This window comes from Pseudarthrobacter sp. NPDC058329, assembly GCF_042879835.1.
Taxonomy (GTDB): Bacteria; Actinomycetota; Actinomycetes; order Actinomycetales; family Micrococcaceae; genus Arthrobacter.
In genome coordinates, this window is sequence record NZ_JBHVZR010000019.1 from 1 (window position 1) to 26,159 (window position 26,159).

The window sequence follows — 26,159 nt, forward strand, 5'->3', positions numbered from 1 at the left end:
GGGGGGTGGGTGTTTTTGCCATTCCCCCCCCCGCACAAACACCCCCCCCCCCACCACCACCCCCCCCCCCCCCCACCTCGCTCGATTTTGTTGTTTTTGCGGCCCACCAAAACGACAACAACTGCGGGCTACTTTGCTCATCGCCTGGACAGTTGACTCGTGGATGTCGGGGGAGGTCGGTAAGCTCCGGCACGAACGCCGGAGGCCGTCTCCGGCCAAACCGGGGGGTCCCGTGAGTCCATACGAAACATCACTTGTCTCAAGTTCAGCTCAACGTTCTGTCAGCGAAGTCCGTGGCTGGGTAAGCGACCGTATTCGGCGCGGTGAGTTCGCGATGCAGGGTGAGTGTATGGCTCCACGTGTGTCGGGAAACAGGTGGAAATTCGACCTCGCATCCGTGTCTCCCAAAGGGGTGGAGTATCTCCCCTGCGTCGTCTGGGAGGATGTGGTCCCGCGACTCGACACGAGGTTACGACGCAGCGGTTCGTCATTGGAACAAGCAATGTCGGAGGGCATGGTGCTCACCATCGAAGGAACCCTGTGGGTAAACGCCGAAGGCACTGTCGGCGTGAGGGTTACCCAGATCGAACCCGATTTCTCCCGTCGGGGTGAAATCTATGGGGAGGACAAAAGGGCAATGGCCGCGCTTCGGTCGGCTGGTGTTCCCAGCAGCCGTCTCAGCAAGAAATTTTCGCATGACAATCCGCAGAATGCGTTCAGGGATATTGGCGTCAGTCCAGAACGCGTCATGGTTCTGGGCCCTTCCAACGCGCAAGGAATTGGAGATCTGAAACGTCGACTTTCCCACAATGCAGGTTCCACGCCTGAGGTCATTTACCGAAGCATTTCTTGGACCTCGGGTCCGAACATAGCTGCGTTTCAGGCGCACCTCCAAGAGGCACGGCGTCTGAAATTGGACTTGGTTCTTCTGGTGCAGGGTGGCGGCCATTGGAGCTGGCTCCGCGGCTATCAGCGTGCGGACCTGGCCCTGGCAATTCAAAAGTCGCCCGTCCCTGTTGCAACAGCGGTGGGGCATGACGCCAATATTTCAGTGGCCGATCGGGCTGCCAAGCTGTCCTTCACCACGCCGACCGCCGCGGCTGAAGCAATAGCTAACGATCTGAACTTTCACCAATGGCAGCAGAAGAAAGTTGCCCGGGACACAGCCGCAAGGGAGCGTCGAAAAGCAGAACTGACGGCCAGAGATGCCGCTAGTGTCTTGCTGGAGAACAAAATCAGGATTCTCGAAAAGAGCTGCGCCGACGCGTGGGAAGCCGTTGACGCGGCGCAACGAAAGCAAGCGAAAACAGATGCCGGATTGCATGTGGCATTTCGACTTCACACACAGGACCTCTTGGAAACGGCGGAGGCCCGAGTAAAACTCATCTCGCGTATGGCGTCGGCGGCAATTCTCGTGGCCATCGCCGGGCTCGTGCTGTTCGGTGACACGGTCCTGGCCCAATTTCAGTCCAGCCACGATACGGTCCCGGATTGGCTCGTCACTGGGGCAGCTGTCGTAACGGGTGTTGGGCTACTCGTGTGGCACCGGCGGGCAAGAAGGGCTATAGGACTGCCATCCGTGTCGGGAATGAAAAAACCGCCCGGGGACTTGGACTCCTGGCGATTTGCCGTCAAGACGGTACGAACAATTCGGAAGCTCCGGCAGCTCCGATACCATATGCCTCGCTGACTCCCACTGGACTCACCGATGTTGCATGAGCCGGCACCGGCCCCTAGCAGTCAGGTGACCATTCTCTATTTGACAGTGCAGCCCGGACTTTCGACACGGCGCCACGGGCTTCGTTTTGCATATGACGTTTGGAAATCCTGACGAGGAGCCAGCCTGTACGGCTGAAGTCCTCCTCACGCGCGATGTCGCGGACGATCTGTCCGGCGGAGGAGTGCCCGTCGCCGTCGTACTCCACGGCAACCTTGTATTCCGGATAGCTCAAGTCGGGTTGCCGTACCACGCCGGCAAACAGCTCGGTGGGCAGGTTCAGTTGAGGTTCAGGGAGGCCTGCGTCCTCAAGCGCAAGCCTCAAACGCGTTTCAGGCGCAGAGTCGGCGCCCACGCGCGCCTGGTCGAGTGCTAAACGGGCTTTCCGGATTCCGGGAGTTCCCTTGTGCCGGTCCAGCATGTCAGCTAGTTCCTCAAGTGTGCAGTGAGGCTGCGTCCTGAATTCGAATGCAGCCCTCGGAATCCGCACAAGGTGGTCCGCAACTACGGTCAGCTCCTCGACGCTCATCCTTCTGGCGTTGTCCAGCCAGGTCCGTGGCCTGCTCGTCACCAGCAACCCGTCCACGCATACGATCTCGTCGTCAAAGAACTGCCCCACGTGGCCGACGACGCCCCTGCGGCGCGGTATCGCCATCGTGTCAGGACGGGTGATGTGAATACGGGAATCATCCAGTCCGGGCAGATAACCCGGAAACTGCCAGAAAGTGAAAACCGTTGCGTGTGACGCAGCGCAAAATGCCGTGATCCTAGTGAAAGGGCGCACGACCTCGGGCACAGCTGTAACCTCCGGACAGGCCAAAGCACCTAAATCCGGAACCCTTATGCCGCGGCTGGGTGCATGAAGCTCGCGGTGACGCAGCCTCCTGAAGCTCACGCCGGCGTCGAGCGCTTCTCGAAAGGTGAATGGCACGCTCGCGAGCGGTTCTGGAAGCCGACGTGGGGTTTTCACGAACATATCGTTGCAAACCTGCACCCCCTTGCGGCGGTTATCCACAGGCCAAGAGCACCCTACGTCAACTGACTGGCAGTTGTTGTCGTTTTCGGGGGTCAAAACGACAACAAGTGCGAGCTAGTTGGGCGGGGCGGCGGCGAGGGATCCCAGGGTGGACACCAGCAGCCTGCGCTCCACCACCTTGATGCGCTCGTGCAGGCTTTCCTCGGTGTCGGACTCCTCGATGACCACGGCTTCCTGGGCAATGATTGGCCCGGTGTCCACCCCGGCGTCGGCCCAGTGCACGGTGCAGCCGGTGACCTTCACGCCGTACGCCATCGCGTCCCGCACACCGTGGGCGCCCGGAAACGCGGGCAGCAACGCAGGATGCGTGTTGAGGTACCTGCCGCCGAACGCGTTAATGAATTCCGGGCTGACGATCCGCATGAATCCTGAGGAAACCACCACGTCCGGCTCGAACCCGGCGACGGCCTCGGTCAGCGCGGCGTTCCATTCAGCCCGGTCCGGGTAGGCCTTGAAGTCCACCACGAACGTTGGGATGCCTGCTGCCGCGGACCGTTCCACCCCGAAGGTACCCGGCCGGTCGGCGCCGACGGCGGCGATTTCGACGTCGAGTTCCCCTGCCTTAACCGCGTCAATTACTGCCTGGAGGTTGGACCCGGTTCCCGAAACGAGGACGACGATACGCATGGCACTAGCTTATGGGCAGGCTCGCGTAGGCTGGAAAACATGAACACCACACCGGAACCGGCTGGGCGGCAGCGCACAAAACAGCCGCTCAGCGAGGAAGCGAAGGCCTCGCTCGCAAAGACCCACACCCTGTTCCGGATTTTCGTGGTGGCCGTGCTCGGGGCCTTCTTCGTCTACCAGCTGGACGTCAGCTACTTGTGGCTCACGGCACTGCTGACAGTCGCCAGCATTGCCCTCGGCGTGGTGCTGCTGGTCCGGGCGGCACGGCGGAAGGAGTCCCGGCTCGTCCTGATCGGCACCATATCGGGACTGGTGGTGTCCGCGATCATGGTGCTTCTGATCCTGGTCACAGCCCTGTTCTTCAACGACGTTCGCGAGTACCAGGCCTGTGTTGGCCGGGCGCTGACGGACCAGGCGCAGTCGGCATGCCGGATACAGCTGGAAGAATCACTTCCCTCGCAGCTCCCCTAGGGCAGTCGCCTAAGACAATTCCCCGCCGCCCAGCGGAACCGCAGCGGCAACTACCGGACCAGTTCTGCGTCCTCTTCCGTTGCCGCCTGCTCCCGTTCCAGCCACGGTCCGGCCGCGTAGCCAATCACGACGCCGGCGCCCACTTCGGCGGCCAGCCAGACTCCCGTCCAAAACGGGTCGGGACCGATGTCCGTGAGGCGCCCGATGCCCGCCGAGCCGCCAGCAAGCCACGCCAGGCAGGCGGTCAGCAGCCCGGCGGCCAGTCCGCACAGCGCGCCGAGCACCAGGGTTGAAACGGTGGCTGTGAACCAGCGGGCCCGGATCTTGATGGCGAGCCACTCGTCGAAGTGGTTCTCTCCTTCACGGAGGAACCACCAGCCCGCCAGGACACCGGCCAGGACCGGGACGATCAGGGCAACGAAGGCGTACTCCAGGGAGCCGGACGGGATGGCGGCCAGCACCGGAATCGAGGGCAGCGGACCCACGGCAGTGCCCAACGGGCCCACCTGGGAACCGACGCCCATGGCCAGGCCGGAGCCCGACGTCCAGGCCAACGCAAACACCACGAGGTTGGGCAGGAAGCCCAGCTGCGCGATGGTGAGGGCGGCACCTCCCACCGCGCCGGCGTCGAGCGCTTCATAGACCGCAAGGACCAGGTTCCAGTGGATAAAAAGATCAACGGCGAGCAGGAGCGCGGCCAGCGCCAGGGCCGAAAGCACCGCCACGCAACCGGCCTTTCCCGCCGAGGCGAGGTAGGAGCCTGCCCAGCGCGAGTGCTGGCTGGTCCGGGAGATCCAGTCCACAGCGTCGACGCCGATCAGCCGGCTCCAGGACCCTGCTTCACGCCGGGCGCCGATCACCATGCCCAGGGCGTAGGGAATGAGGGGGATGAACATCGCGTGCCATGCATTGATGCCGACGTCGGGCGTGCGGCAAATAAAGCCTGTCGCCGTTCCAAAGGCCGAGTACACCACCCAGGACCCGAGGAGTGCCTGCCAGAGCTGGTCCGTGTAGGAGGCCCGGGCCAGCCGGCGGCCGGCGCGCCAGGCCAGCAGGAAAGGGATCAGCGTCAGGCCGAGTGGGATGAGCGTGAGCAGCCCGGCCCCGGAAGCGGCGGCGGTGTCCGATCCGGCGGCGGTGAGTTCCAGGGGAACGCCGTGGACCAGCAGCCAGGACTGCCCGGCCAGGCGCGCGAGGAAGTCGACGGCGCTGTCCTGGAATCCGGCGGTTGCCCAGACGGCAAGAATCGGAGCAAGCACCACCAGCGCGGAAATGATGGCTGCCTGGGCCGTTTCGAGGGCACCCTGCAGCCACAAGGGCATGGGAAGGCCACGGTCTCCGGTCTGATCAGCGCGCAGTTTCATCGTTGTCCATGGTGTCACGCCGGCCCGGCCCGGCCCGTGACCGACAGGCGCAACCCCGGAGCCGGCTGCGTGGGCAATGGGGCCTTGCACCGGCGCTTTTCCCTGAGGACCGCCGTAAAATTTAACCGTCCACATTAGTGGTTGGAGGCAAAATAATGACTACCGCATCCCCACATGCACACGGCGTTCACTTTGGGCGGGCAGACGTCCAAAACGCGGGTATGGGTGTGGGTATTGTTTTGATGCTGGTGGGTGTCCTGGGCTTCATCCCCGGGGTCACCACACAGTACAGCGAACTGATGTTCCTCGGACCGGCTTCGCATGCCATGTTCCTTGGGCTGTTCCAGGTGTCCATGCTGCTCAACATCGTGCAGCTGGCCATCGGCGCAACCGGCTGGGCCATGTCCCGCACAGAACACGGTGCACGGAACTTCCTTCTGGGAGCAGGCGCGCTGTACATCGTCCTGGCTATCTTCGGGCTCATTGTCGGAGTGGATTCAGCGGCTAATTTCCTGTCGCTGAACATGATGGACAACTGGACCCACCTGGTGCTGGGCATCGTGATGATTGGTGCTGGCTGGCTGTTCTCGCGGAATTCGGCCGCCAACAGGGCATAGCCCGGAATCCGTAAACCGGGAAACAGGAGCCGCGAATGAGAGAAGAACCCTAAGTTCTGAAGATATTCGTCCTACTGGCTGGTGCAGTCGCCGCTGTATGTGCGGCTGCGCCAGCATTCCGCGGCCGGCCCGCACCAGCAGCAGGCTGGCCCGGCAAAAATGGAAAGTTCCGCATGCACAACGACGCCGGGAGCCCCCAAGTGGACTCCCGGCGCCTTGCGCTGTGCGGTTGCGTCAGCGCCGGTCCGTTCAACGGCGCTTCAGCAGGCTGGCGGTGAGCGTCAGCGCCGCAGGTCGCGGTCGACGCCGTCGCCGTCGGCTTCGATGTGCTCCTTGCGGACTTCCTCGTTGACCGTCACGTCTTCCTGGACAACGTCCTTGTCCAGGCGGACGCGCTCAACCGGAACCGTTTCCTTCTGCACCACGGGGCGCTCCTCGTGAAGGATCACCTCGTGTTCCTCTTCGCTGATGTCCGGGCCGTCAAGGGCCGCTCCGCGGTTGGCGTCCGTGATGGGCTCCCGCTCCAGGCGGACCTCTTCGCGCTGCACGGGAACCGTCTTGGTGACGTTTTCCGTGGTGACGTACTTCCGGAGCCTGGCCCGGCCGGCAGCTTCACGCTCGGTGCCGACGTGGAGCTGCTCTTCGGAGCGGGTCATGGCGTCATCGGTGGTGGGCCCGGAGGTGTCGTGGCCCACCGTGTCGCGGTCGGACGCGTGACCGGCGGCGCCGGTGCCTGATGCGTAGCCCGCGGTGCCCGCGTTGGGGGTGCCGGCGTTCAGGTCAGCGTCGCCCTGCAGATCCACGTCGTTCCGGGTGTCGTCACGGGCGTCGGAATACGTCCGGGCACCGCGGTCGTAGTACGAGTACAGGCGGTCCTCTTCCTCGGGGGTGAGGTGTCCGTCGACGTCGACGCGCGGGGCGTCCTTGACGTGCTCCTTGCTGTACGGAACCACCAGGTCGTCGCCCTGGTTGTGGGCGCCTTCGACGGGAACGAATGACTGGGAAGTGCCAAAAAGCCCCGTCTTGACCGTCACCCATGTGGGCTCGCCCGTGTCGTCATCTGCGTAAAGCTGTCCGATCGGACCGATCTTCTCGCCATCTGAACCGATCACGTTGCCGCCCTTGTTGAGCAGGCTTTCAATGTTTTCCCTGTTGAGCATGACGTCTCCTTGGATGTGTCGTTGCGCTGGGTCTAGCCAGCAATGGATGTCCGGCACCGAATTTCCGGTACTCGGCCTCCGCCCCCTCTGCTGAAGGCTTTCCGCTGACTGCCCCCATACCGTAAGCATGCTTAGCATCAAAAGGGAAGTCTACTTAGTAATTTTTTTGTGATGGACGCAGCAAAAAGGTCCTGACGAGCCGTTTTGCCGGAAAAAAGTCACGGCTCCGGGCGGAGTGAAACGTGCCGGTGCTCGATGCCCAGAAGGGAGGCGGCAGCCTTGATGTCGGCCGCCCTGTGACCCAGGCAGAGCGCCCAGTGGTGGCCGGTTCCGGACTGGCTCCACTGGTCCACCCAAAGGCCGGGATCGCCGCCGAAGTCCACCCGTGAGGTGGTGTTCCCGATGGCAAGCAACGGGCCCGGAACTACTGTCCCTTCCGAGGTGACAAAGACGTAGCTGCCGTCGGGGTCCTGGCCCACCGCGAAGGTGGTGACCGGACCGGGCTGGACGTCGAACTCCACGGAAACCCCCCAGCCGCGCTTGCCATGGTAGACGCCGAGGCCGCGCAGGAGTGGATCCCTTGACGAGACGGCGAGGTGTGCGGGCCCGTCGTGCCCCATCTCCACCACGTTGTCGAAAAAGTTCAGGGCCTGGATCTCGGTAAAGGAACCGCCCGCACCGATGGCCTGGGCGGCCAGCATGGCGATGGAGGTCCGCAGCTCATACTCCCCCGCCATGGGGATTCCGCGGGCGGTGAGGATGGAGGAGCCCAGGATCATTCCGGCGCCCAACCGCTCATGCTGCTCCCCGGCAAGTCCCCGGTGGTAGTAGGCCACCGAGTCCAGGTCGAAGTCCTCCACCAGCCGGTCCAGGCCCACCGACACCCTGGCGCCCCAGGCGAACTCGTCCCCGTTGACGGACTCATCAAGCACAAACAGTTCCCGCGCCAGGGCGAGCCGCCCGGACACCTCGGCGTCGGTCACCGCAGTGACGCGCTCGCGCAGGTCATCGAATTCGAGCACTTCCACGTGCGATCCGAAGGTGGTGGAGACGGTGGTAGGGTCGGTGGCGACGTCCAGCATGCCCGGATACAGGTGCCCCATCAGGCCGTGCCGCGCGTTCCGCAGCCTGGCGCGCACGCCCGCGGCATGGACCCACTGGTTGATCCGTTCCCAGGCGGACTCCTGCTTCAAATGCCCGGAGACGGACCGGAATTCGATCCCTGCCCGGCGGAAGACGTTGGCCACCTCCGGAACCGGGCACTGGCCGCAGTAGGCGAGCCACGCGCCGGTATCGAAGTTCGCGTGATCCATCGCCTCCGTGGGCTGAAGGTCGATGACCAGCACCGGGCTTCCGGAGCGCTGGGCCACGGGCAGCACCATGGAGGAGGTCAGGTAGGTGGCGAGGAAGATGACGATCAGGTCGCAGTCAGCCTGCCGAAGCTTCTCCCCCGCGGCAGCCGCCTGGGTGGCATCGGAGACGAATCCCGCATCAACAACCTCCGCGTCCAGACCACGGAAGCGCGAGGTGACGTACCGGGCTGAATTCTCCAATTGCGGCAGGAGTCCCGGGAACTGAGGCCAGTAGGCACCCAAACCTCCAGACACCAGACCAATGCGGGTGGGCCGCCGCCGATGGGGCTTCAGCAGGGCGGCAGCGTTCCTTTTGGTGGGCATGCTGTCCTTCCATTCCGCGTCTGGTCCGGTGCGGGCGCGGCAGGACGGGCGGCTGTAGGAGCCCGCCCGTCCCCCGCAATGCTAGAAGTTGTACTGGTCGATGTTCTGGGCGTTGAAAACCGTCGGCGGGCCAACAATAACCAGGCCGCCTTCTTCAACCGTCCGGTCACCCAGCTCCCCTGCGGTGAATGTCTCGCCCGGGGCGCCGGTGATCTTCCCCTCCACGAGGGCCTTGCCGGCGAACGCCGCGATGTAGCCGAGCTGGGCGGGATCCCAGAGCGCAAACTCCTTGACGGTCCCGTCCTTGACGAACGGCCGCATCTCGTTGGGCAGACCCAGTCCGGTCAGCGCCACTTTGCCCTTGTAGGCCGAGGTGGAGAGGTACCGGGCGGTGGCGGCGATACCCACGGTGGTGGGCGAAATGATGCCCTTCAGGTTAGGGTGTGCCTGCAGCAGGCCCTGGGCTTCCTGGAACGACTTGGTGTCGTCGTCGTCGCCGTAGACTTTGGCCACCAGCTTGATGTCCTTGTAGGCCGGGTTGGAGGCCAGGTCCTCCTCTATGAACTTGATCCACTCGTTCTGGTTGGTGGCGTTTGCCGTGGCGGAAAGAATGGCTATTTCACCGGAACCGCCGATTTGCTCGGCGATCAGCTTGGTCTGGATCAGCGCCACTTCCTTGGCCACCACCTGGCTGATGAACACGTCACGGCAGTCAGGGTTGGCGTCAGAGTCGAACGCTACAATTTTGGCACCGGCGGAGCGGGCCTCACCCAAGGCCGTGCAGACGGCGTCGGGATCATTGGCGGCGATGACGATCACGTTGGTGCCCGCCTGGGTTTCGGCGTTGATGAACGAGACCTGGCTGGACGCCGAGGCTTCGAGGGGGCCCACCACTTGGGAGGAGGCGAACCCTGCTTCCTGGGCGCCGTCCTTGCCGCCGCCGAGGACGACGTCGGTGTAGGGGTTGTTCAGCTGTTTGGGGATGAACGTGATCTTCTGCTCCTGCACAGCCGCGGAGGTCTCCCCCGTTGTTCCGGAGCCGCCGCTGCACGCCGTCAGGGCCATGGCTGCGGCCGCAGTGATGGCCACCAGCGGGGCCAGGTGTGCTCGCCTGCCGGTGTTTTTTCGGTTCAACATCATTGTTTTCCTTTTCCGTTTGTGCGGTCGGTTCTAGGTTCGATCAGGCGCGCTGCCGGCGGGCATGCCCCGGCTGAAGCTCCGGCGGACCCGCCGGTTGTGCTGCCATTCCCGGACGGCAGCACCGATGCTCGGCGCCACCACGGAGAAAATGAGCAGCAGGCCGGTCACGGTGATGAGTACGACGTCGGACACCCGCCCCAGGCGCAGGGCGTAGTTCAGGCTGCCGATCAGCAGGACACCGGCAACCACGCCGGGTATGGTGCCCTTGCCGCCGAAAATCGAGACACCGCCAAGGAGCACGGCAGCGATGACGGCCAGTTCCAGCCCCGAGGCGTTGTCGCTCCTGGCGCTGGTGTATCGCAGCGTCCAGTAGATTCCGGCCAGGGCCGAGACTGCGCCGGAGGCCACATACAGCCAGAACTTGCTGCGCCCCACGTTGATGCCCACGAAGTTGGCGGCCTCCTTGCTGTAGCCCATGGCGTACAGCCCGCGCCCGAAGGGCGTGAAGTGGAGCAGGACGCCGAAGAACACCATGATGAGCACGACGCCGATCATCACCGTGGGGATGCCGGTGGCACCGAGCTTGGAGGTGAAGAAGGCTGTGAGGGGGCGGGGGAAGTTGGCTACCGCATTGTCCCCGATGACCACCAGGGCAAGGCCGCGGAAAAGGGCCAGCGTGCCAATGGTGACCGCCAGCGAGGGCAGGCCCAGGACGGCGATCAGGAAGCCGTTGAACATGCCGGCACCTATCCCCGCCAGCAGGCAGAGGGCCAGGACCAGCCAGATGTCCAGTCCGCCCGCCCAGAGTACGCCCATCAAGGCGCTGGTCAGCCCGGCGATGCTTGCCACCGAAAGGTCGATCTCTCCGGTGACGATGATGAGTGTCATGGGCATGGCGATCAGCAGGACGGGGATGACATCCAGGAGCAGGAAGCCCGTGGTCACCGGCGAGGCAAAGCGCGGAATAGCGATAGCGGCATAGATAAGGAAGGCCAGGAGCACGTAGATGGTGATCGCGTCCCGGCTGGCCAGGATCCGTGCAGCTCCAGTCCTGCCTTTCGGCTCGGTGGCCAGCGGCTTGGTACTGTCCGCCACGGGCACGGCTGCGGGCGTGCCGCCGGGAGTGGTGGTCTCAGACATTCCGTGCCTCGCTTATCCGCAGTTTCCTGGCCGTCCGCAGGCTGGCCAGGCGGTCAATAACGATGGCGGTGAGGATCAGGATGCCCACGATGGCCTGCTGCCAGAATTTGTCCACCCGAAGGGCGGTCAGGGAACTGGTGATGGTGGTCAGCAGCAGGGCGCCCAGCGCCGCACCGGCGACGGTCCCGCTGCCGCCGAAAATCGCCACCCCTCCCACCACCGCGGCCGCCACCACATCGAGCTCCATCCCGGTCCCGGTGGTGGCGCCCACGGAGTTGAAGCGGCTGGCGTAGAGCACCCCGGCGAGGCCGGCGAGCGCCCCGTTGGCCAGGAAGGCCAGGAACACCCGTTGGGACACCTTGATGCCGAGGACCTTCGCCGCCTCCGGGTCGGAGCCGATGGCGTACAGGTCACGGCCGGGACGGGTGCCGGCCATGTACACCGCAACCGCCGCCACCACCGCAATGGCCAGCAGGGTGATGATGGGGAAACCCAGCACAGTGTCCACGGACAGTGCCCCGAAGGCCTCCGGCCTGTCCCCGGCGAAGTACTGCTTTCCGCCGGCCCAGGCGTTGTTCAAGCCGCGGAACACGTACAGGGTGCCCAGGGTGATGACCAATGCCGGCACCTTGGCCACCGTCACCAGGAAGCCGTTGACCATGCCGAGCAGGGCGCCGAAAGCCATCCCGAGCAGCAGGACCGCAAGGATGGGAAGGTTGGGCAGTGCGGCGAAGATCGATCCCGTGCCGAAAGCCACGAGCCCCAGCATGGAGCCGACGGACAAATCGATGTTGCGGGTGATGATGAGCAGGGTCTGTCCGGCTGCGAGGATCACGATGATGGTGGCGTTGAGGAGCAGGTCCTTGATTCCCTGCGGGGAAAGGAACAGCGGATTGTTCAGGAAGGTGATGAGCACCAGCAGGACCAGGGCAATCAGGACGGGGAGTTCACGCAGCCGCAGCAGTGCACCGACCCCGCCGCTGCCGCCGCCGGCGCGGCCCGCCGTCGTGCGCTTTTCCTCGTGCTTGACGGTGGCACTCATTCCGTAACTCCTGCCTGGGAGGTGGCCGCGTGCATCACTGACTCGGGGTCCGCGTCCGCCCTGTCCAGCCGGGCGGTAATCCGTCCCTCGCGCATCACGAGGACCCGGTCCGCCATGCCCAGGACCTCGGGGAGCTCGGAGGAAATCATCAGGATGGCAATGCCGCGGCCGGCGAGGTCTGAGATGAGGCGGTGCACTTCGCTTTTGGTGCCTACGTCGATGCCGCGGGTCGGTTCGTCGATGATGAGCAGCTTGGGATCTGTGGCCAGCCACTTGGCCAGCACCACCTTTTGCTGGTTGCCACCCGAGAGCGTGGAGACGGCGTGCTCCTGGGACCCTGCCTTGACCTGCAGGCGTTTGCTCCAGTCCTTGGCGGCCGCGCGTTCCTTGCCGCCATTGATGAGCCCGGCCGTCACAAACTTGTTCCGCAGCGTGAGCGTCACGTTCCGGGCCACCGACAGGTTCATCACCAGGCCCTGCTTGCGGCGGTCCTCCGGCACAAAGCCGAGGCCGGCGGCGATGGCAGCCTGGGGGTTCCGGGCCTTCAGCGGTTTATCCTCCACCCGGATCTGCCCCGAGTCGTAGGGGTCGATGCCAAAGACTGCGCGGGCCACCTCGGTCCTGCCGGCGCCCACCAGGCCGGCGAGGGCAACAATTTCACCGGCCCGGACCTCAAAGCTGATGTCCCGGAAAACCCCGGACCTGCTGAGCCCGTCAACTTTCAGGACCGTGTGGCCGATCTCCGCCTCGGCCTTGGGGAACAGCGTGCCGATGTCCCGGCCAACCATCTCGCGGACGATCTTTTCCACGGTGGCTTCGGCGGTCCGGTGCGTTGCGATGTAGCGGCCGTCCCGCATCACGGTGATCCGGTCGCAGAGGTCAAACACCTCATCGAAACGGTGGGAGATGAACAGGATGCCGGTCCCCTTGTCCCGCAACGCGCGGGCCACGGCAAAGAGCCGGTCCACCTCCACCCCGCTGAGCGCGGCGGTGGGCTCGTCCATCACCAGCACCGTGGCATCCAGCGAAATGGCCTTGGCGATCTCGATGATCTGCTGGTCCGCAATGGAAAGCCCTTCCGCCACGCGGGACGGATCGATGGGCACTCCCAGCCGTTCGAACAGTTCGGTGGCCTGCCGCCGCATCTCCGCACGGCTGATCAGGCGCGACCGGCCCTTGGGCTGCCGGCCGATGAAGATGTTTTCCGCCACCGTGAGGTCCGGGAACAGGGTGGGTTCCTGGTAGATAACGGAGATCCCGGCGGCCTTGCTCTCCGCGACGCTCCGAAAGTGCACCGGCTCGCCGCTGAGCCGGAAGTCCCCCGAGTCCGGGTGATACAGGCCCGCGAGGATCTTCACGAGGGTGGACTTGCCGGCGCCGTTCTCCCCCACGAGCGCGTGGATCTCCCCGGCCCGGATTTCCACTGTGCCGTCTGCAAGGGCCACCACGGGGCCGAAGGTCTTGGCGGCCCCGGTCAGCGAGAGCACCGGCTCGCCGCGCTGGATTCCCTGTCCGGGCTCCGGAAGGTTAGTGCGATCTTGCTGCATAAATGAACCGCGTCTCTGAGGTCTATGCTTCGCTAATGAATCGTTTCACAACATCCACGTGACCTGAATCATAAGTCCGCCCAAACGGCAGGGTCAATAGAATCCGCCGCTGCCGGAGCATTCGTGATTGATCCGTGTTCAAACAGGAGTTCAAACAGCGACGGCGGCAGTCCTGTTGTTTCCCAAACCTTTCCCCCGGCGTCACATCCGGTCCCCCGCGCGGCAACACCGCGCGCCCACCGTGAAGGGGTGAGGATCGCAATAGTTGCTGAATCATTCCTGCCACTGATGAATGGCGTTACGCATTCCATCCTGCGCGTGCTGGAGCACCTCGAGGACCGGGGCGACGACGTCCTGGTCATCGCGCCCTCCACGCTGGACGGGGAAGCGCCGGACCGCGTGAGGGGCGCTGAGATCCACCGGTTGCCGGCGGTGCCTCTGGCGGGCTACACAAACGTCCGGGTGGCGATGGGTGGTGTGTACCGGGTCAAGCGAATCCTTGCCGACTACGCACCGGACGTCGTCCACCTGGCCTCGCCGTTCGTCCTCGGCTGGCGGGCGGCACAGGCCGCCCACCAGCTGGGTATCCCCACCGTGGCCATCTACCAGACCGAAGTTCCCAGCTATGCGGCCCGGTACGGGGTGCCGTTCCTGGAGAACTGGGCCTGGAACCGCGTGGAAAACATTCACCTTCTCGCCACCCGCACCCTGGTGCCTTCCACGTTCGCGCTGAACCAGTTGCGCGGCCGCGGCATCCCGAGGGTGCAGATGTGGCGGCGTGGCGTGGATACGGCGCGGTTTTCGCCGGAGAAGCGTGACGACGGGTGGCGGGCTTCCGTGGCCCCCGGCGGGAAGAGGATCATCGGCTACGTGGGCAGGCTGGCCGTGGAGAAGCAGGTGGAGGACCTGGCTGCCCTGGCCGGAATCCCCAACACGAGGTTGGTCATTGTGGGCGACGGACCCCAGCGGGCAATACTGGAAGATGCCTTGCCGGACGCGGTATTCACCGGATTCCTGGGCGGCGACGAGCTGGCGCGCGCTGTGGCGTCCTTTGACCTGTTCGTCCATCCCGGCGAGTTCGAAACGTTCTGCCAGACCATCCAGGAGGCCATGGCCTCGGGGGTTCCGGTGGTGGCCACGGGCCGCGGCGGTCCCCTGGACCTGGTGGAGAACTCCCGGACAGGCTGGCTTTACGAACCCGGGGACCTCTCCGCCATGCGCGCCCACGTCCTGGACCTAATGGGCGACGACGCCAAACGCCGCGCGTTCGCAGCAACAGCCCACGCGTCGGTGCAGGACAAAACGTGGCCCGCACTCTGCGGTCAGCTGGTCCGCCACTACGAACAAGTGATGGCGCTGGAGGCAGCGGAACCGTCCACCGATGCCCGGGCAGGAGCGGAACTATGAAAATTTCCGTCATCGGCTGCGGCTACCTCGGCGCGGTGCACGCCGCCACCCTGGCGTCCATGGGCCACACGGGGGTAGGAATCGACGTCGATCCCGGCAAAGTTGCCCAGCTGGCGCGCGGTGCGGCCCCCTTCCACGAACCCGGGCTGGACGAGCTGCTGCAGGACGGGCTGGCAACGGGCCGGCTCACGTTCTCCACGGCGGCGGCCGCCGCCAAGGGCGCACAGGTTCACTTCCTGTGCGTGGGCACCCCGCAGCACAAAACGTCCGACGCAGCCGACCTCACCTACCTGGTCTCCGCAGCGGAAGCCCTGCTGCCGCATCTGGCGGCAGGCGCCGTCGTCGTCGGAAAATCCACGGTCCCGGTGGGCACTGTGGACATGCTCCGCGGCGTGCTGGCCGCACGCCCGGACGTGCTGCTGGGCTGGAACCCTGAATTCCTCCGGCAGGGCACCGCGGTGAAGGATTCGCTGGTGCCGGACCGGCTGGTGTACGGCGTTGACGGCGGCCGCGCCGCCGCGTTCAACCTCCGGACCGGCGCGCCGCTCGGCGTGACGGCCGCCCTGGACGCCGTCTATGAGCCGCTGCTTGCGGCCGGGATTCCGCGGCTGGTCTGCAACTTCGCCACTGCGGAACTCATCAAGTCGGCGGCAAACGCCTACCTGGCCACCAAGGTCAGCTTCATCAACGCCATGGCCGAGCTGTGCGACGCGTCCGGCGCGGACGTGGCGGAGCTGAGCGAGGCGATGGGCATGGACCCCCGGATCGGCGGGCGGTACCTGCACGCCGGGCTGGGGTTCGGCGGCGGCTGCCTGCCCAAGGACATCCGCAGTTTCCGGTCCCAGGCCTCAACCCTCGGCGTCGCTGCCGTGGATGACTGGATGCGGCTGGTGGACACCGTGAACCTGGGCCAGCGCGGGCGGACCGTCGACCTCGCCCAGGAACTGTGCGGCGGCAGCCTGGCTGGGCGCTCAATCACCGTGCTGGGGGCGTCGTTCAAGCCCGACACGGACGACATACGCGACTCCCCGGCCCTTGACGTTGCCGACCGCCTGGCCGCTGCCGGTGCACACGTGACGGTCACCGACCCCAAGGCCGTCAACCACGCCTGGCGGCGCTACCCCCGCCTCCGGTTTGAGGCCTCGACCGGGCGGGCACTCGAGGGCGCCGAACTGGTCCTGCTCCTCACCGAATGGGACGAGTACCGCCAGCTCTCCCCCGCCGTCGCGGGCGGGCTGGTACGACGACGGGTGGTGCTGGACGCACGGAACGCGCTGGACGCTGCGTCCTGGCAGGCTGAAGGCTGGGTGGTGCGCGGCCTCGGGACAGGAAGCGCCGGGGTGCAGGCTGTGGAGGGGGCCGTTTCCCAGCGCTAGTTCAGGAGTCCGAGCCCAGCGAAGGCGAGCGCCACACCGTTGCCGGCCGGGCCCGGCGTGAACCGGTCGGCGACGTCCAGCACCTTGGGGTGGCCGTCCTCCACCGCAATGCCGACGCCCGCATACTCAAGCATCTCGATGTCATTGGCGCTGTCGCCGATGGCCACGATGTCTTCCCGCTTCAGGCCCAGGTGCTTCTCCACCACCTGGATTCCCACCGCTTTGTGGGTTCCGGCCATAAAGATCTCCCCCGCGGAGTCGCCCAGCGCAGACAGCGAACTTGGAATGAGTCCCACCGCCGGGCCGATTGCGCCCATCAGCCTGGTCAGCGGAACCGGGGAGTCAAAGCAGGAGATCTTGGCAAAGGAGGCGCCCCGCAGGTTGTCGCTGTACTGCACCGGGCCCAGGATGTCTTCCACGGGATCAACGTCCGTGCTGAGGACGCCGTCGTGCTGGGACCTGCCGGCGAACACGGGCGTGAGCACCCGCCGCAGGCGTTCGTCCACACCGGTCCTTCCATGCAGCGCTTCCGGCGCCTCGAGGATGTAGGCAACGTTGTTGGCGTCCAGCGTGTCCACGATGCGTGCCGCCAGGTCCTGGCTGAACCGGGTGTCCTTCAGCACCACCCCGTCCAGGTCCACTCGGGCACCGGCGCCGGTGATGATTCCGTCAAACCCGGCGTCGAGGAGATGTTCCGGGACCATGGACAGCGGCCGCCCGGTGCAGACGAAGACCAGGTGGCCGCGGCGGCGCGCTGCCCGTACGGCTTCCACGTGGGGCTCCGGGACCACTCCGTGGTCCGCGTAGGTGCCGTCGATGTCAAGGAAGACGGCGCGGGGACGGACGGTTCGCTGGCTGGACATGCCGGAGCTCCTAGGTAGGTGGCGGGACAATCCACTCTATCGAAGAGCGCCCAAGCCGCCGGAGTCCCTGATCCCCGCGCTGCCCTGCCGGCCCGGGGAAAGGCGCATTCCGGCCGGCCAAACTGACAGTCATCCCGTGATAAATAAGTCTTGAAGTGTAGTAGGCACACTGCTTGAATTATGGAACCGGAAATGGGGGCCCGGCACAACTTAACTGATTAAGGAGTGACAGCATGGGCATTCTAGGATTTCTCATTTTGGGCCTGATCGCCGGAGCTATTGCAAAGGCCATCCTGCCGGGCCGTCAGGGCGGAGGCTGGGTGATCACCATGGTCCTCGGCGTTGTAGGCGCCATTCTGGGCGGCTGGATCGGCTCGCTGATTTTCGGTGGCGGGCTGGCTGAATTCTTCGATATCCGCACCTGGCTCCTGGCAATTCTGGGGTCCATTGTCGTACTGCTTATTTACGGGGCAGTCACCAACCGCAGCCACCGCCGCGTGTAGCCGCGAAACAAATTTCCTCAAGAGCCAGGCGCCGTTCTCCGCATGCGGAGGGCGGCGCTTTTGCGTGCCTCCGCACCGGCAGGTCCCCGGCCTTGCAACCGCCGCAGGAAAACTGCTTCGGCAGGACCCGCCATTTTCCGGCATCGGCACTTTATGATGTGCGAGGGGGTAGTGACATGGCCAATCCGCAAAGCCACGGCAGCGGTCTTACAGTGCAGGCATTCAGCGCGATGCTGGACGCCAGCCCCGACGCGCTCCTCGCCCTGGCGCCGGACGGCACCATTACCATGGCCAACGCCGCCGCCGAAAGGCTTTTCGGGGCCAGCCGGGAAGACCTGGCGGGCCGGAAACATCAGACGCTGCTCGCGGAGGGCTTCCGCGACGAAGTGGACGGGCTCTTCCGCCAGCTCCTGGAGCAACCCGGAGAACACCCCCAGCCGCGGGAGATTTACGGCGTACACAGCAGCGGAACCGAGTTTTCGGCGGAGGTGGCCGCATCACTGGTCCCGGACTCCGACCATGAAGGCCCCGGCACCCAAACGGCCCTACTGCTGTCCGTCCGCGGCACCTCGCACCGGAAGGCTGCGGACGACGACCTGCGCGAGGCGATGTCCCTGCTGACGGCCACCCTGGAGTCCACGGCCGACGGCATTCTGGTGATGAGTACCCAGGGACACGTGGCCGGGTACAACGATCAGTTCGTGACCATGTGGAATATCCCGCCGGAGCTTATGGAAGGCGACAGCGAGGAACCCGTCATGCGTCTCGTCGTCGCACAGCTGGTGGATCCGGTGGCGTTTATGGGCAGGATCGGCGAGTTGGAGGATAACCCGGCGGCCGAAAGCCACGACGTACTGGACTTTAAGGACGGCCGCACCTTCGAGCGGTACTCGCGTCCTCAACGGGTGGGCGAGAAGATCGTTGGCCGGGTGTGGAGCTTCCGGGATGTGACTCCCCGGCGCAAAGCCCAGGAGCAGGCGCACCAGGCGATGCTCGACCTCGCCGCCCAGGCGGAGAAGCTGCGCACCATGGCCTTCCAGGATCCACTCACCGGGCTGGCCAACAGGTCTGTCTTCAATGACGGACTGGCGGAAGCAGTCGCTGAGCCACGGCTGAAGGCTGTGGACGTCCTCCTGCTGGACCTGGACGACTTCAAGGAAGTCAACGACATCCTGGGGCACCAGGCCGGCGACGAGATGCTGGTTGAGGTGGCCCGCCGGCTGCGGGGCTGCGTCCCCTCCGCGGACGTGGTGGCCCGGCTCGGCGGCGATGAATTCGTGGTGCTGCTGACGGCCTGCCCGGACGCGGATGCCATTGCCGCCTGCATTGTCCGCTGCCTGCATGTGCCGGTGACCATCAACGGCACCGTGCTCCGGCCAAGCCTCAGCCTGGGGCTCGCGTCCCTGGGCCAGGAAAACGTGGGGGCCTCCGAACTCCTGCGCCGGGCTGACATCGCCATGTACGCAGCGAAGGCCGCCGGCAAGAACCGCTTCCTGAGGTTCCACCCGGACATGATGGCGGCCCTGGTGCAGCGGACGGACATGGAAGGCGGGCTGCAGCTGGCCGTAGCGCAGGGCGAGATCACGGTGGACTTTCAGCCGATTGTCTCACACCGCATGGGCCAGGTTGTGATGTTCGAGGCGCTGGCGAGGTGGGACAGGGGCGGCGAGCGGGTACCGCCGTCGATCTTTATCCCGCTGGCTGAACGCACGGGGCTGATCGGCGAGATCGGCGCGGAGGTGATGGCCCTTGGCATGGTGCAGCTGGCGTCCTGGCTCAGTGAGGACCCGTCCCGGTCCCTGTCCGTGAACGTTTCCGGCGTCCAGCTGCAGGAACCGGATTTCGCCGACCAGGTGCTCCGCCTTGCCCAGGCCAGCGGAGTGGCCGCCTACCAGTTGGTGATTGAGGTGACCGAGAGCGTTTTTTTCGACGCCGACTGCAACCTGATCAGGCAGCTCAGCACCTTGCGGGACTCGGGAGCCCGGGTTGCCCTGGACGACTTCGGAACCGGCTATTCCTCGCTGGGCCGGCTGCAGGACCTGCCGGTGGACACGGTGAAGATCGACAAGACGTTTGTGTCGATGGTCCGCACGGGCGCCGAGCGGCTGCCCATCCTCAGCTCGATGATCAACATGGCCCACAGCCTGGGCCTGACGGTGACGGCCGAAGGAGTGGAGACCACAGCGCAGGCCGACTACCTCACGGCACTGGAGTGTGATTCCCTGCAGGGATATCTGTTCTCACTGCCGGAGCCCGGTGATCGGCTGGAGTACGCCCTGCGCCACGCCGAGGAAGCCCTTAACGCAGTGAAGGCCAGGTAGCGGGCCTTCAGGGTCGCTTTAGGCTGCCTGCTTGCGTCCGGGCTGTTTCGCGCTCTTCTTGGGTGCAACGGGCGCGGCTTGCTGTGCCGGGGATGGCGTGGTTGCCGGGGCAGTGGCCTGTTCTGTCCCGGGTGCTGGCTCAACATAAGCTGCTTCCGGTTCCTCGAAGGCCTCGAGTGCATCCACAGCGCCTGCTTCGGCGGCAGCCCGGTTCCGCTTCCAGCGCCGGACCAGGTCCAGGGCTGCCACCACGCCGGCCAGCGGGGTGAGCACCGCCGCTCCGTAGACGAACAGTATCCACGTAAGGGTGGTCAGCGGGGGCTGGTTGTTGTGCAGGAGGGACAACCCGCCCAAAAGTCCCACGGCCCAGAAAAGGACCACGGCGGTGAGTACGGCACCGGCCGGGAAATACTGGTTGGACACGATTTTCTTCAGGGTTTCCATGCACTTCCTCCTGCCTGGCCGGGGCACGGCAACAGCCGCTCATGACAAGTATGGGGCTGCCGGGCCGCGAATTCCGGCAACACGCAGGGGGTGGTGACGAACCTAACGCGTGTCTGCCCCGTGGCGCCGATGGAGGCCCTCTTCCCTGCCGGTGAACCACCCATTACGGTGGTGCTGTCCGGCCCCGCCGCCGGCCTGCCCGTACCGTTGGCGCCACCCTGGAGGTCCTCATGCGTAAAGTCACTGCCGGCCTGTTTCATTCCGTGGACGGGGTGGTGTCGGATCCGTACAAGTTCCAGTTCGACAGCTTCGATGACGAACTCGGCGTGGGCCTGACCCGGATGATGGAAACCGTGGACACGGTGGTGCTGGGCCGCGTCAGCTACCAGGAGTGGGCGGCCTACTGGCCCAACGCCTCGGTGGACGAGGACTTTGCCGCCTTCATCAACCCGGTGGAGAAGTTTGTGGCATCACGTTCGTTGAAGGAGCCGCTGGAGTGGCAGAACTCGCAGCTGATGGATGCCCCACTGGAGGAGTTTGTGGGGAAGCTGAAGGAGCGCGACGGCGGCGAGATCGCCGTGTGCGGCAGCATCTCAGTGACCCGGCAGCTGCTGTTCGCTGGACTTTTGGATTCCCTTACTCTGATGACCCACCCCGTAGTGGCCGGGAGCGGCCGCCGCCTCTTCGAGGACGGCGACCCCACCACCCGGCTCGTCCTGCAGGACCAGTCCCGCACCAGCAAGGGCAACGTGATCAGCACTTACGGGCGGCTGGACGGGTAGGGATCAGCCCCGGCGCACCCGCTCGACGGCGGCTGCGCTGGCTTCCTGCCCAGTGGCGCGGAGACCGGCAACTACACTCTGCACGTCAGAGTCTGAGCGGTTCTGGCTGAGTTTCTCCTTCGCCTCGACCCTACTGATCACCAGTTCCACGCCCACGATCGCACGCAACTGTCCGGCGATAAACCGCTCCGGCGCGTCATCCACCGACCAGGGGTGCTCCCGTTCCCCCTCGTGCAGGCCTGTCAGGCGCCGGACGTGCCGGGCCAGCCATTCGGCGTCGTCATAGATCTTGAGTTCCCCATAGACGTGAGCCGTGGTGTAGTTCCAGGTGGGCACCACCCGCCCGTGCTCTGCTTTGGACGCGTACCAGGACGGCGAGATATAGGCATCCGGTCCCTCAATGATCACCAGCGCTTCGCCGATAGGGGCGCTGGACCACTGTGGATTGTTCCGGGCCAGGTGGCCGTGCAGTGCGCCGAGCTCCCCCGCCGACGGCTCATAGACGAAGGGCAGCAGCGTGGCCAGCAAGCCCTGGTCCGTCATCGTGACCAGATTGGCCGCACCCGGCCGGGCCAGGAGTTGCTGCACGGCGTGCGGGTCTGCGGCGAAGTGCGCGGGAATATACAAGGGTGGGTCCTTCAGGTGGCCATTTCTATCAGCGTACGCGCACCGGTCCGGGCTCCGCGGCTTTCGCGGAGCCGCCGTCCCACACTTTCCGCCGCCGCACCGAAGGCCGGCAGGCTAACGACCTTTTCAACGGCGCTGGCGATCTCATCTGCGGAGGCCGAAGGCTTGATCAGCAGTCCGGCTCCGGCATCCTGCACCACCTGGCCCACCATCCGCTGATCGAGCATCGGGTGCATCGGCGCGATCACCAGGGGCAGTCCGTGCGCCAGGGCGAGCATCGTGGTGGCATGCCCGCCATGTCCAAGCACGGCAACGCAGTCAGGCATCACCTCCTTGTGCGGAAGGTACCGGTGGACTGTAACGTTTTTCGGTGCCTGGATCGACGCCGGAGCAATGGCAGGCCCGGTTGTCAGGATCACCTCCACCGGCAAACCGGCCACCGCGTTCATGGCCTTCTGCAGGAAGGCCTCCTGCCCGTTGAAGGCCGTGGTGGACAAGCTGACCAGGACGCGTGGCGTGGCACCGGGCATGAGCTGCTGCGCCGGCCTGTCGACGTCCACCACCGCACCGGACCAGACCACCTTGCCGTGCCCGTTCAGCCTGCTTGCCGGGTCCAGGTGCGGATCCGCGGCCACCAGAATCCGGTGGCTCTGTTTCATGACCCTGCCCGGGCCCAAGCCGCGAAGGGCCAGCGCAGGCGTGAGGGGATTCCGCCGGAAGGGGCCATTGAAAAATGCGTAGAAGCTGTGCACCAGGGGCACTGTGCGGAACCCGGCCTTCACCGCGGCGGCCACCGCGCCCAGCAGCAGGCAGTCCACGATCACCACATCCGGGGGTTCCTTCCGCGCTTCTTCCACCACGTCCTGTGCGACTCCGGCGCTCGCAAACACGGTCAGCATCATCGACATTTCACGCAGTGCGGTCATTTGCTCTGTCGGGTCCATCCCCGGCGAACGGTGGTACGCCAGAAACTCGGCGCCCGATGCCTCTATCGCAGCAGCCTGCCGGGGTTCACCCAGAAAACGCACCCGGTGCCCCAGACTTATCAGTTCGCGGGCAATGCCCACCGCGGGTGGCACGTTCCCGCCGGCGTCGAGGGTTGCAAAGAGGAAGTTCCGCACTTGATTCTCCTGCCCTCAGCGACGCTACTGACCGGTGGGCAGAAGTGTAGTCCTCCCCGCCGCCTCTGGGCTACGGCTCTTGACGTCTAGGAAGTAGCTCCAACCAACTCTTCGCTCTTCTCCCACAGCCCGCGCGCCAGCCCGGCGTCGTACGCCTGGGGGTTCGCCTTGGCCAAGGCGCGCTTGGTGTAGAAGGCCCCGGAGAACCAGTCCTTGCCCGGCATGCCGTTGATGAGCCAGAGCAGGGTGTCGGCACCCTGGTCCGGGGTGAGCATAAACCGGTTGAGCACGGTTTTGTACGCGTGCCGGAAGGGGCTGGTGGACTCGGCCGCGAAATTGGTGCGGACCACGCCCGGGTGGAACGCCGCCGTCGTGACGCCCTGGTCCCCGTAGCGGCGGTCCAGCTCGGAGGTGAAAAGGATGTTGGCGAGCTTGCCGGTGCCGTAGGCGCGGTTGGTGGAGTAGCTGCGCTCGGCGGTGAGGTCGGACAGGTCGAGTTTGCCGAAGCCGTTGGCGGCGCTGGAGGTGTTGATGACCTTGGCGTTGCTGGCGGTGAGCTTGTCCATCAGCAGGCCGGTGAGCAGGAACGGCGCGAGGTGGTTGACCTGGAACGTGGACTCGTTGCCGTCCACGGTGAGCGTGCGCCTGCCCATGATGCCGCCGGCGTTGTTGGCTAGGACGTCGATGCGCGGGTAGTCGGACTTCAGCTGCGCGGCGAGCGTGCGGACCTGCTCGAGCTCGGAGAAGTCGCTGACAAAGTAGTCGGCGTTGAGCTCCTTGGCAATGGTCCGGGTCTTTTCCGCGGAACGCCCAACGATCACCACCTGCTCCCCTGCCTCCGCCAGCGTCCGGGCGGCTGCTGCGCCGATGCCGTCGCTGGCGCCGGTGATCACGATGGTGCGAGGAGTCAAGGGATGTCCTTTGGTCGGGGAAGGCGTCAGCGCCCGGATGGTGCGCACTGCCTTTGGCACAACGACGGCGGCGCGCCGGGTGTTCCCCTCACGCGCCTGAGTGCCCGGTTGCTGTACCGCCAGCCTCGCCACGGCATATCCTGCACACAACAGCCAAACCTCGGGGAGGAACCGCCATGGAGATGCCAAAAGCAACAGATGAGGACAAGGAACGCTTCCGGTCCCTGGTTCCGGACCACCCGGACGTCACCGTCAAGCCGATGTTCCGCAACCTGGGCGCGTTCGTGAACGGCAACATGTTCGCGGGACTGTTCGGGCCTACGGTCGGCATCAAGCTTTCCCCGGAGGACCGGCAGGAACTCGAAGGTTCTGAGCGGACCGTCCCCTTTGGGCCTGCCGGGCGCCCGATGGGCGGCTACACCGGCCTCCCGGAGATGTGGAATGAGGAAGGTGACGGCGACGACGCCCGGGCGAAGGCCTGGATCCACAAAGCCTTCGAGTATGTGGCGGAGCTTCCGCCGAAGGAGCCGAAGGCTTCAAAAGCCCGGACAGCGGGGAAGTAGTTCACGACAGCTTTTGTCACGTAATTAACCGGTCATTCACGTCCTCCTCAGAACCTGTCCAACCGGCCTCCCTACGGTCGAACGCATGGACAACATCTCACGCAGATCCCTGATTTCCGCCGGCCTCGGGGCCGGCCTCGTCGGCGCCCTGCCGGGTGCCGCCGTCGCCACCTCAATCGCTGACGACGCCGGCCTCCGCACCGATCCCTTCCTGCTCGGCATCGCCTCCGGTGAGCCGTGGCCTGATGGCTTCGTCATCTGGACCCGCCTCGCGCTGGACCCCCTGGCCGAGGACGGCCTGGGCGGCATGCCGTCGCGCCAGGTCCCCGTGGCCTGGGAGGTTTCCGAAGACCCAAGTATGCGCAGGGTAGTAGCCCGCGGCGTCGAACATGCCCGGATCGAAACCGCCCACTCCGTCCACGTGGAGCTCAAGGGCCTCAAGCCGGGCCGTGAATACTTCTACAGGTTCCGCAGCGGCCGTCACATCAGCCCGGTGGGCCGCACACTGACCGCCCCGGCCTTGCACGAGACGCCGGCCGCACTGGCCATGGCGTTCGCCAGCTGTTCGCAGTACGAGCACGGCTACTTCACCGCCTACAGCCGCCTCGCCGCCCAGGACCACCCGGACCTGGTGCTGCACCTGGGCGACTACCTGTACGAGTACAAGAAGGACAGTTACGTGATCGGCGGCGGCAACCCGCGCGACCACCAGGGCCCCGAGACCACCACCCTGCAGGGCTACCGCCAGCGGCACGCCCAGTACAAGTCCGACGCCGACCTGCAGGCCGCCCACGCCATCGCGCCGTGGCTGGTGGTGTGGGATGACCACGAGGTGGACAACAACTGGGCGGACGAGATCCCCGAGAACCGGGATGCCGGCCAGCTCAACGACACCACCGAGCGTTTCCGCCAGCGCCGCGCCGCCGCGTTCCAGGCGTACTACGAGAACATGCCGCTGCGTACCTCGTCCGTCCCGGCCGGATTCGACATGAAGATCTACCGCACCATCCAGTGGGGCCAGCTGGCCAACTTCCACATGATGGACACCCGGCAGTACCGCGACGACCAGCTCGCGGGCGACGGCTGGCGGAAGAACGTGGCCGAGCGCCTCGCGGAGAACCGCACCATCACCGGCGCCGAGCAGGAAAAGTGGCTGTTGGACGGGTTCCGGGATTCTACCCAGCGCTGGGACATCCTGGGCCAGCAGGTGTTCTTCGCCGAGCGGGACCGCGCGCAGGCCCTCGAGGTGGACGATGTCTCCATGGACGGCTGGGACGGGTACGCTGCCTCCCGCCGCCGCATCACCCAGGGCTGGGTGGATGCGAAGGTGCGTAACGCCGTCGTACTGACCGGCGACGTGCACCGCAACTGGGCCAACGACCTGAAGGTGGACTACAAGGACCCCGCGTCGCCGGTGGTCGGTTCAGAGCTCGTGTGCACGTCCATCACGTCCACCGGCAACGGCACGGGCTCTACCACGGATCCGACGATGGCCTGGAACCCGCATCTGAAGTTCTACAACGATTCCCGCGGCTACGTGAACACGAAGATTACCAAGGACGCGATGACCGCCGACTTCCGTGTGCTGGACCATGTCACGACGCCGGGCTCCCCGGTCAGGACCCTGCGCTCCTTCAAGATCGAGGACGGCGTCCCCGGCCTGCAGGCGTAACCCCTTAAACGAAAGAGCCCGCAGTTGACGTC

The 26,159-nt window shown here is 65.4% G+C and carries 24 protein-coding genes; 10 read left to right on the top strand and 14 right to left on the bottom strand.

Annotated elements, in window-relative coordinates; translation table 11 throughout:
* Positions 1-514: 514 nt before the first annotated feature.
* Positions 515-1,690: an exodeoxyribonuclease VII large subunit gene (locus ACFVYC_RS19105; RefSeq protein ID WP_387553215.1), complete on the top strand. Its 1,176-nt coding sequence runs from the start codon at positions 515-517 to the stop codon at positions 1,688-1,690.
* A 43-nt stretch (positions 1,691-1,733) separates the two neighbouring features.
* Here ACFVYC_RS19105 and ACFVYC_RS19110 read toward each other — a convergent pair whose 3' ends face one another.
* Both ACFVYC_RS19110 and purN read right to left on the bottom strand, forming a co-directional pair.
* A complete protein-coding gene (locus tag ACFVYC_RS19110) occupies positions 1,734-2,732 on the bottom strand; it encodes an endonuclease domain-containing protein (RefSeq protein ID WP_387553217.1) in 999 nt (332 codons plus the stop codon).
* Positions 2,733-2,807: 75 nt separating this feature from the next.
* The gene (gene purN, locus ACFVYC_RS19115) at positions 2,808-3,380 is read right to left on the bottom strand and encodes a phosphoribosylglycinamide formyltransferase (RefSeq protein ID WP_387553219.1); all 573 of its coding nucleotides are present in this window, start codon (positions 3,378-3,380) and stop codon (positions 2,808-2,810) included.
* A 39-nt stretch (positions 3,381-3,419) separates the two neighbouring features.
* Here purN and ACFVYC_RS19120 point away from each other — a divergent pair, with 39 nt between their 5' ends.
* Complete coding sequence (locus ACFVYC_RS19120; protein ID WP_387553221.1) at positions 3,420-3,851, top strand: hypothetical protein; 432 nt, start codon at positions 3,420-3,422, stop codon at positions 3,849-3,851.
* Between the two features lie 50 nt (positions 3,852-3,901).
* On the opposite strand, the gene ACFVYC_RS19125 is transcribed toward ACFVYC_RS19120, so the two are convergent.
* Entirely contained in the window at positions 3,902-5,215 is a 1,314-nt protein-coding gene (locus tag ACFVYC_RS19125; protein ID WP_387553223.1) for a DUF6350 family protein, read from the bottom strand.
* Between the two features lie 155 nt (positions 5,216-5,370).
* Here ACFVYC_RS19125 and ACFVYC_RS19130 point away from each other — a divergent pair, with 155 nt between their 5' ends.
* Positions 5,371-5,832: a DUF4383 domain-containing protein gene (locus tag ACFVYC_RS19130; RefSeq protein ID WP_387553225.1), complete on the top strand. Its 462-nt coding sequence runs from the start codon at positions 5,371-5,373 to the stop codon at positions 5,830-5,832.
* A 281-nt stretch (positions 5,833-6,113) separates the two neighbouring features.
* On the opposite strand, the gene ACFVYC_RS19135 is transcribed toward ACFVYC_RS19130, so the two are convergent.
* From ACFVYC_RS19135 to ACFVYC_RS19160, 6 genes are all read right to left on the bottom strand, one after another.
* On the bottom strand, positions 6,114-6,992 hold the full coding sequence (locus ACFVYC_RS19135; RefSeq protein WP_387553227.1) for a DUF2382 domain-containing protein: 879 nt from the start codon (positions 6,990-6,992) through the stop codon (positions 6,114-6,116).
* A gap of 218 nt (positions 6,993-7,210) precedes the next feature.
* A complete protein-coding gene (locus ACFVYC_RS19140; protein ID WP_387553229.1) occupies positions 7,211-8,668 on the bottom strand; it encodes an arabinose isomerase in 1,458 nt (485 codons plus the stop codon).
* Positions 8,669-8,749: 81 nt separating this feature from the next.
* Positions 8,750-9,808: a rhamnose ABC transporter substrate-binding protein gene (gene rhaS / locus ACFVYC_RS19145; protein ID WP_387553231.1), complete on the bottom strand. Its 1,059-nt coding sequence runs from the start codon at positions 9,806-9,808 to the stop codon at positions 8,750-8,752.
* A gap of 30 nt (positions 9,809-9,838) precedes the next feature.
* On the bottom strand, positions 9,839-10,948 hold the full coding sequence (locus ACFVYC_RS19150; RefSeq protein ID WP_387553233.1) for an ABC transporter permease: 1,110 nt from the start codon (positions 10,946-10,948) through the stop codon (positions 9,839-9,841).
* Positions 10,941-11,990 (bottom strand): ABC transporter permease, encoded by a 1,050-nt coding sequence (locus ACFVYC_RS19155; RefSeq protein WP_387553235.1) that lies wholly within the window; start codon positions 11,988-11,990, stop codon positions 10,941-10,943. Before ACFVYC_RS19155 ends, ACFVYC_RS19150 begins: the two co-directional genes overlap by 8 nt.
* Positions 11,987-13,537 (bottom strand): sugar ABC transporter ATP-binding protein, encoded by a 1,551-nt coding sequence (locus ACFVYC_RS19160; protein WP_387553237.1) that lies wholly within the window; start codon positions 13,535-13,537, stop codon positions 11,987-11,989. Before ACFVYC_RS19160 ends, ACFVYC_RS19155 begins: the two co-directional genes overlap by 4 nt.
* Positions 13,538-13,786: 249 nt before the next feature.
* Here ACFVYC_RS19160 and ACFVYC_RS19165 point away from each other — a divergent pair, with 249 nt between their 5' ends.
* Both ACFVYC_RS19165 and ACFVYC_RS19170 read left to right on the top strand, forming a co-directional pair.
* Positions 13,787-14,944, top strand: coding sequence for a glycosyltransferase family 4 protein (locus ACFVYC_RS19165; protein WP_387553239.1), 1,158 nt, complete (start codon positions 13,787-13,789; stop codon positions 14,942-14,944).
* Positions 14,941-16,320, top strand: a complete 1,380-nt coding sequence (locus tag ACFVYC_RS19170) for a UDP-glucose dehydrogenase family protein (protein ID WP_387553241.1) — start codon at positions 14,941-14,943, stop codon at positions 16,318-16,320. Before ACFVYC_RS19165 ends, ACFVYC_RS19170 begins: the two co-directional genes overlap by 4 nt.
* Here the strand turns inward: ACFVYC_RS19170 and ACFVYC_RS19175 are convergent.
* Positions 16,317-17,183: an HAD family hydrolase gene (locus ACFVYC_RS19175; protein ID WP_387553243.1), complete on the bottom strand. Its 867-nt coding sequence runs from the start codon at positions 17,181-17,183 to the stop codon at positions 16,317-16,319. The two genes, ACFVYC_RS19170 and ACFVYC_RS19175, sit on opposite strands and share 4 nt — an antisense overlap.
* Before the next feature lie 233 nt (positions 17,184-17,416).
* Here ACFVYC_RS19175 and ACFVYC_RS19180 point away from each other — a divergent pair, with 233 nt between their 5' ends.
* Both ACFVYC_RS19180 and ACFVYC_RS19185 read left to right on the top strand, forming a co-directional pair.
* On the top strand, positions 17,417-17,686 hold the full coding sequence (locus tag ACFVYC_RS19180) for a GlsB/YeaQ/YmgE family stress response membrane protein (RefSeq protein WP_387553245.1): 270 nt from the start codon (positions 17,417-17,419) through the stop codon (positions 17,684-17,686).
* Between the two features lie 176 nt (positions 17,687-17,862).
* Positions 17,863-20,007, top strand: coding sequence for a putative bifunctional diguanylate cyclase/phosphodiesterase (locus tag ACFVYC_RS19185; protein ID WP_387553247.1), 2,145 nt, complete (start codon positions 17,863-17,865; stop codon positions 20,005-20,007).
* Positions 20,008-20,025: 18 nt separating this feature from the next.
* On the opposite strand, the gene ACFVYC_RS19190 is transcribed toward ACFVYC_RS19185, so the two are convergent.
* A complete protein-coding gene (locus ACFVYC_RS19190; RefSeq protein ID WP_387553249.1) occupies positions 20,026-20,451 on the bottom strand; it encodes a hypothetical protein in 426 nt (141 codons plus the stop codon).
* 230 nt (positions 20,452-20,681) lie between these two features.
* On the opposite strand from ACFVYC_RS19190, the gene ACFVYC_RS19195 reads away from it, so the two are divergent.
* Positions 20,682-21,233 carry a dihydrofolate reductase family protein gene (locus ACFVYC_RS19195; RefSeq protein WP_387553251.1) on the top strand — a complete coding sequence of 184 codons (552 nt, stop codon included), beginning with the start codon at positions 20,682-20,684 and terminating at the stop codon, positions 21,231-21,233.
* Between the two features lie 3 nt (positions 21,234-21,236).
* Here ACFVYC_RS19195 and ACFVYC_RS19200 read toward each other — a convergent pair whose 3' ends face one another.
* The 3 genes from ACFVYC_RS19200 to ACFVYC_RS19210 form a co-directional block, all read right to left on the bottom strand.
* Positions 21,237-21,860, bottom strand: coding sequence for an FMN-binding negative transcriptional regulator (locus ACFVYC_RS19200; RefSeq protein WP_387553253.1), 624 nt, complete (start codon positions 21,858-21,860; stop codon positions 21,237-21,239).
* Between the two features lie 11 nt (positions 21,861-21,871).
* Positions 21,872-22,981, bottom strand: a complete 1,110-nt coding sequence (locus tag ACFVYC_RS19205; RefSeq protein ID WP_387553255.1) for a glycosyltransferase — start codon at positions 22,979-22,981, stop codon at positions 21,872-21,874.
* An 86-nt stretch (positions 22,982-23,067) separates the two neighbouring features.
* On the bottom strand, positions 23,068-23,892 hold the full coding sequence (locus tag ACFVYC_RS19210; protein WP_387553257.1) for an SDR family NAD(P)-dependent oxidoreductase: 825 nt from the start codon (positions 23,890-23,892) through the stop codon (positions 23,068-23,070).
* A 176-nt stretch (positions 23,893-24,068) separates the two neighbouring features.
* On the opposite strand from ACFVYC_RS19210, the gene ACFVYC_RS19215 reads away from it, so the two are divergent.
* Both ACFVYC_RS19215 and ACFVYC_RS19220 read left to right on the top strand, forming a co-directional pair.
* Positions 24,069-24,455: a TfoX/Sxy family protein gene (locus ACFVYC_RS19215; protein ID WP_387553259.1), complete on the top strand. Its 387-nt coding sequence runs from the start codon at positions 24,069-24,071 to the stop codon at positions 24,453-24,455.
* An 85-nt stretch (positions 24,456-24,540) separates the two neighbouring features.
* Positions 24,541-26,127, top strand: a complete 1,587-nt coding sequence (locus tag ACFVYC_RS19220; protein WP_387553261.1) for an alkaline phosphatase D family protein — start codon at positions 24,541-24,543, stop codon at positions 26,125-26,127.
* Positions 26,128-26,159: the final 32 nt, after the last annotated feature.